Here is a 4,525-nt window from a genome sequence, read left to right as displayed (position 1 = left end):
CTCCCTGCTGCTGTTTGGCGCCACCGGCGACCTGTCGCGGCGCATGCTGATTCCGTCGCTGTTCGGCCTGCATGTGGACGGCCTGCTGCACCCCGATCTGCGCATTGTGGGCACCGCGCGTTCCGGGCTGGACAGCGCCGGCTTCCGTGCGCTGGCGGCCAAGGCGCTGGACCAGTTCATCGAAGCAGATCGCCGCCCGGACGCTGCCGTTGCGGGCTTCCTCGATCGGCTCGCCTATGTGCCGCTGGACGCCACCCGCGCCGAGGGTTTTGGCGCACTTGCGGCCGAAGTTGGCGATCCGTGCCGGCTGGCAATTTTCCTGTCGACTGCGCCCAGCCTGTTCGAATCGACGATTGCCGGGCTTTCGGGCGCTGGCCTGGCCTGTGCCGGCGCGCGCCTCGCATTGGAAAAGCCGCTGGGGCACGATCTTGCCAGCAGCCGCGCCATCAACGACGCCGTGGCCGCGGCCTATCCCGAAAGCCAGATTTTCCGCATCGATCATTATCTGGGCAAGGAAACCGTCCAGAATCTGCTCGCGCTCAGGTTCGGCAACATCCTGTTCGAACCGCTGTGGAACGCTGCCGGCATTTCGTCGGTGCAGATCAGTGTGGGCGAAACCGTGGGGCTGGAAAGCCGCGCCGATTACTATGATGGCATGGGGGCGCTGCGCGACATGGTGCAAAACCACATGCTGCAACTGCTGGCGTTGGTCGCCATGGAGCCGCCGGCCCGGCTCGACCCGGCGGCCGTGCGTGATGAAAAGGTCAAGGTGCTGCGCTCGCTCCGCCCGATCACGGCGCGGGAGGTGGAAAACCACAGCGTGCGCGGCCAGTATGGCGCGGGCGCCATCACCGGCGCGCCGGTGCCAGGCTATCTTGATGAACTGGGCCGCGGTTCCGATACCGAGACGTTCGTGGCGCTGAAAGCCCATGTCGACAATTGGCGCTGGAAAGGCGTGCCGTTTTACCTGCGCACCGGCAAGCGCGTGCCGGAGCGGGTGAGCGAGATTATCGTGCAGTTCCGCCCCGTCCCGCATTCGATGTTCGGCGATGCCGCCCTGACCGCCAACAAGCTGATCATTTCAATCCAGCCCGACGAAAATATCGGCCTGCAGATGATGGCCAAGGTGCCGGGGCTTGATCGGGACGGGCTGAAGCTGCGCGCCGTGCCGCTGAACATCGGCATTCCCGGCGCCTTTGCCGACGTGCGCCGCCGCATCGCCTATGAACGGCTGATGCTGGATCTGGTGGAAGGCCGCCAAACCCTGTTTGTGCGCCGCGACGAGGTGGAGGCGCAATGGACCTGGATCGACGCGATCCGCAACGGCTGGGCGCAAACCGGCATGCGCGTGAAGCCCTATGCCGCCGGCAACTGGGGCCCGGCGGCGGCCATCGCGCTCACCGAACGCGACGGCGTCAGCTGGCATGACTGAGCTTGTGGCCGCAGACATCGGCGGCACTCACGCCCGTTTCGCGCTGGCCCGGCTGGATGATGCCGGCCAAGTGGCGGCGCTGGGTGATCCGGTGGTGATGCGCTGCGCCGAACATGCCAGCCTGCAGACGGCGTGGGAAACCTTCGGCGCCGCGATTGGCCGGCCGCTGCCGCGCGCCGCCGCCATCGCCGTTGCCGGCCCGGTGGCGGGTGATCAGCTGAAGCTGACCAACAATCCCTGGGTGATCCGCCCGGGCCAAGTGAACGAGGAACTGGGCCTTGATGCCCATGTGCTGGTCAATGATTTCGAAGCCGTGGCCTATGCCGTGGGCGCTTTCGGGGCCGATGCGTTTCGTCACATCTGCGGGCCCGACAGGCCGCTGCCCGATACCGGCACCATCTCCGTTCTTGGCCCCGGCACCGGGCTGGGCGTTGGCCTGCTGGTCAAGCGCGGCGGCGACGACTGGCAGGTGCTGCCCACCGAAGGCAGCCACGGCGATTTTTCGCCGGTGGATGCGCTGGACGATGCGATATTGGCGCATTTCCGTCGCCGTTTTGGCCGCGTTTCAACCGAACGGGTGGTTTGCGGGCCGGGCCTCGCCGATATCCACGCCGCGCTGGCATCTTTGGAAAATCGCACCGTCCAGCCGATGGACGACAAGACGCTATGGAGCCTCGCCCTGAGCGGCGACGACCGCCTTGCCGCTGCCGCGCTCGATCGCTTCGCCCAGGCGCTGGGCACATTTGCCGGCAACATCGCGCTGGCGCACGGCGCCGGCGGCGTGGTGATCGGCGGCGGGCTGGGCGCGCGGCTGGCCGATCATCTGCCGCGCTCTGGCTTTGCCGGGCGCTTTGCGGCAAAAGGCCGGTTCGGGACGCTGATGCGCAGCCTGCCCGTCAAGCTGATCACCCACCCGCAGCCCGGCCTGTTTGGTGCTGCCGCCGCCTTTGGCAGGAAACCGCGATGATCGATATCGACAGCGTGATGAACGCCGCGCCCGTAATCCCGGTGCTGGTGGTGGACGATGTTGCCCATGCACGGCCGCTGGCGGAAGCGCTGGTTGCCGGCGGCCTGCCGGTGCTGGAGGTGACGCTGCGCACCCCCCACGCGCTGGAGGTAATCGCCGAAATGGCCAAGGTGCGCGGTGCCATCGTTGGCGCCGGCACGGTGATTACGGCTGGCGATCTGGCGGCGGCGCTGGCTGCCGGCGCGCAATTCATCGTTTCGCCCGGCATTACTGCGGCGCTGGGATCGGCGGCGCGCACCAGCGGTGTGCCGTTCCTGCCCGGCGTGGCCAGCGCCAGCGACATTATCCGCGCCCAGGAAATGGGCTTCACCCGGCTGAAATTCTTCCCCGCAGTGGCGGCCGGCGGCCTGCCCATGCTGCGCGCGCTGGCAGCGCCCTTTGCCGGGGTGCGTTTTTGCCCCACCGGCGGCATCAGCCCGGAAAATGCGCCAGCCTGGCTCGCGGAACCTGCGGTGGCCTGTGTTGGCGGCAGCTGGATCGCAAAGCGCGGCGAAACCGATTGGGCCGCGATCGAAACGCGGGCGCGTGCGGCAGCGGCGCTGAGGCGATGAGGCAATGATCCGGGCCTATTCGGCCGGCTTCAGCCGGAACCACCACACCCCGGCCAGCAGCAGCGCCGGCACTGCCAGCGCTGCCAAGGCCCACCAGCTGCCCACCAGCAACAGGCGGGTTGCGGCGGCAAGGCTGCCCAGCAGCACGAATTCCCCCACCGCCATCAACAACGAGCTGCGATAGCGCTTGCGAAAGGCGCTGCGGCGCGCCGGCGGCTGGGTCCACGCCTGCATGGCGGCGCTGGCCAGGCCGGCCACCAGCGCCATCGGCAGCATCACCGCCACCGCCGCCGGTGATTTGGGCAGCACGATCAGCGCCAGTACTGCCACCATCACCAGCGGCGGCGTGAGCGCAGCGGTCAGCTTGGCGCGGATGGCCACGCCGGGCCGCAACGGCGCCGCGGCGATCAGATCGGGCGCATCTTCGGCGCACAGCACCAGCCAGGCCAGCGACGACGACAAGGCACCCGACAAAAAAACGCCGGCCGCCGCCAGCCGCACCGGCGTGACTTCACCATCGGTGAAGATCAGCGCCAGAATCGGCACCATGAACACCAGTTGCTGGCCGATCTGGGAGATCAGTTCAGGATCGCGGCCCAGCAGTTTCAGTTCCTTGCCGAACAGCACCGCAAAGGCGCTGCCGCCAAAGCGCACCGCCCGGCTGCTCCCACGGCCACTGCGGCGCGGCGCCGATGGGGCGGCGGTGGGATCAGCCGGTGCCGCTTCAAGGCGCTCGGCCGCCAGCCACACCGAAAACTGCACCGCCGCCAGCGCCAGGCCGAGCACAACGATCAGCGCCAGCGGCCGGCCAAACACCGCCTGCGCCGGCAAATCGAACGGGGCGGGCGGCCGCTGCGAGAAGAACGCCAGTTGGGCGTTGAACCACTTCGGCGCGAAATTGGGCGCCTGGCCCAGTGCAAACACGCCGCCGGCGAGGCCCACGCCCGCAACCTGCGCCGCCAGCTTGGCCAGCGCCGGGCCGAGCAGGCGGTCCAGCAGCGTGGCAATGCTGAGCGCCAGCGCCGTGGCCACCAGCGCCGCGCAAATCACCACCAGCGGGCCAGCCAGCCAACCGACATGGCCCAGCACGGCCGAGACGAGGAAAAACGGCGCCGTGAGCAACAGGAATGGCAGCGCCACCACTGCCTGCACGCCCGCCACCCGCGCCGCCACCACGCGCGCCACCGGCAGCGGCGCCGTCAGCAGCAATTCCAGTTCACCGCGGTCCCGCCCCAGGCGCAGCACATGGGCATAGGCCGAACTGATCATCACCAGCATCATGCCCAGCAGCACAGCGCCGACATAGCCCAGCGCCGCCAGCGGCAGATCCGCCCCGGCGCGCACGCGCCATGCCATCAGCGCGCCGCCGACTACCGGCAGCGCCGCCAGCAACACCATGGCAATTATGCGGCCCCAGCGGCTTTGGCGGCCGCGGGCCTTCACCCGCACATCGTGCAGCACCAGCCACGGCAGGCTGCCCGGCGCCGCCAGCCCAGCCCACGCCGCCAACGCCGT

Annotated in this window: 4 protein-coding genes; 3 read left to right on the top strand and 1 reads right to left on the bottom strand. The window is 68.9% G+C overall.

The genetic code is table 11. From position 1 onward, the window contains the following. The 3 genes from zwf to eda all read left to right on the top strand — a co-directional run. A partial coding sequence (gene zwf, locus ACESL8_RS09815) for a glucose-6-phosphate dehydrogenase (protein WP_372918299.1) occupies positions 1-1,432 on the top strand: 1,432 nt, incomplete at its 5' end. Then, on the top strand, positions 1,425-2,399 hold the full coding sequence (gene glk, locus ACESL8_RS09810; protein ID WP_372918297.1) for a glucokinase: 975 nt from the start codon (positions 1,425-1,427) through the stop codon (positions 2,397-2,399). The genes zwf and glk, both read left to right, overlap by 8 nt. Next, positions 2,396-3,010 (top strand): bifunctional 4-hydroxy-2-oxoglutarate aldolase/2-dehydro-3-deoxy-phosphogluconate aldolase, encoded by a 615-nt coding sequence (eda, locus tag ACESL8_RS09805; RefSeq protein WP_372918295.1) that lies wholly within the window; start codon positions 2,396-2,398, stop codon positions 3,008-3,010. The genes glk and eda overlap by 4 nt, the downstream gene beginning before the upstream one ends. 15 nt (positions 3,011-3,025) lie before the next feature. Here the strand turns inward: eda and ACESL8_RS09800 are convergent. After that, the coding region (locus ACESL8_RS09800; protein ID WP_372918293.1) for a hypothetical protein at positions 3,026-4,525 on the bottom strand (1,500 nt) is incomplete at its 5' end.

The sequence above is a fragment of the Sandarakinorhabdus sp. genome, assembly GCF_041689835.1.
Classification (GTDB): Bacteria; Pseudomonadota; Alphaproteobacteria; order Sphingomonadales; family Sphingomonadaceae; genus Sandarakinorhabdus.
The sequence above is the reverse complement of the archived record's forward strand: the minus strand, read 5'-3'. Positions and strand labels throughout refer to the sequence as shown.

Coding starts and splice junctions, on each gene's coding strand:
- glk (WP_372918297.1), top strand. CDS start 1,425: ATGACTGAGCTTGTGGCCGCAGACATCGGCGGCACTCACGCCCGTTTC.
- eda (WP_372918295.1), top strand. CDS start 2,396: ATGATCGATATCGACAGCGTGATGAACGCCGCGCCCGTAATCCCGGTG.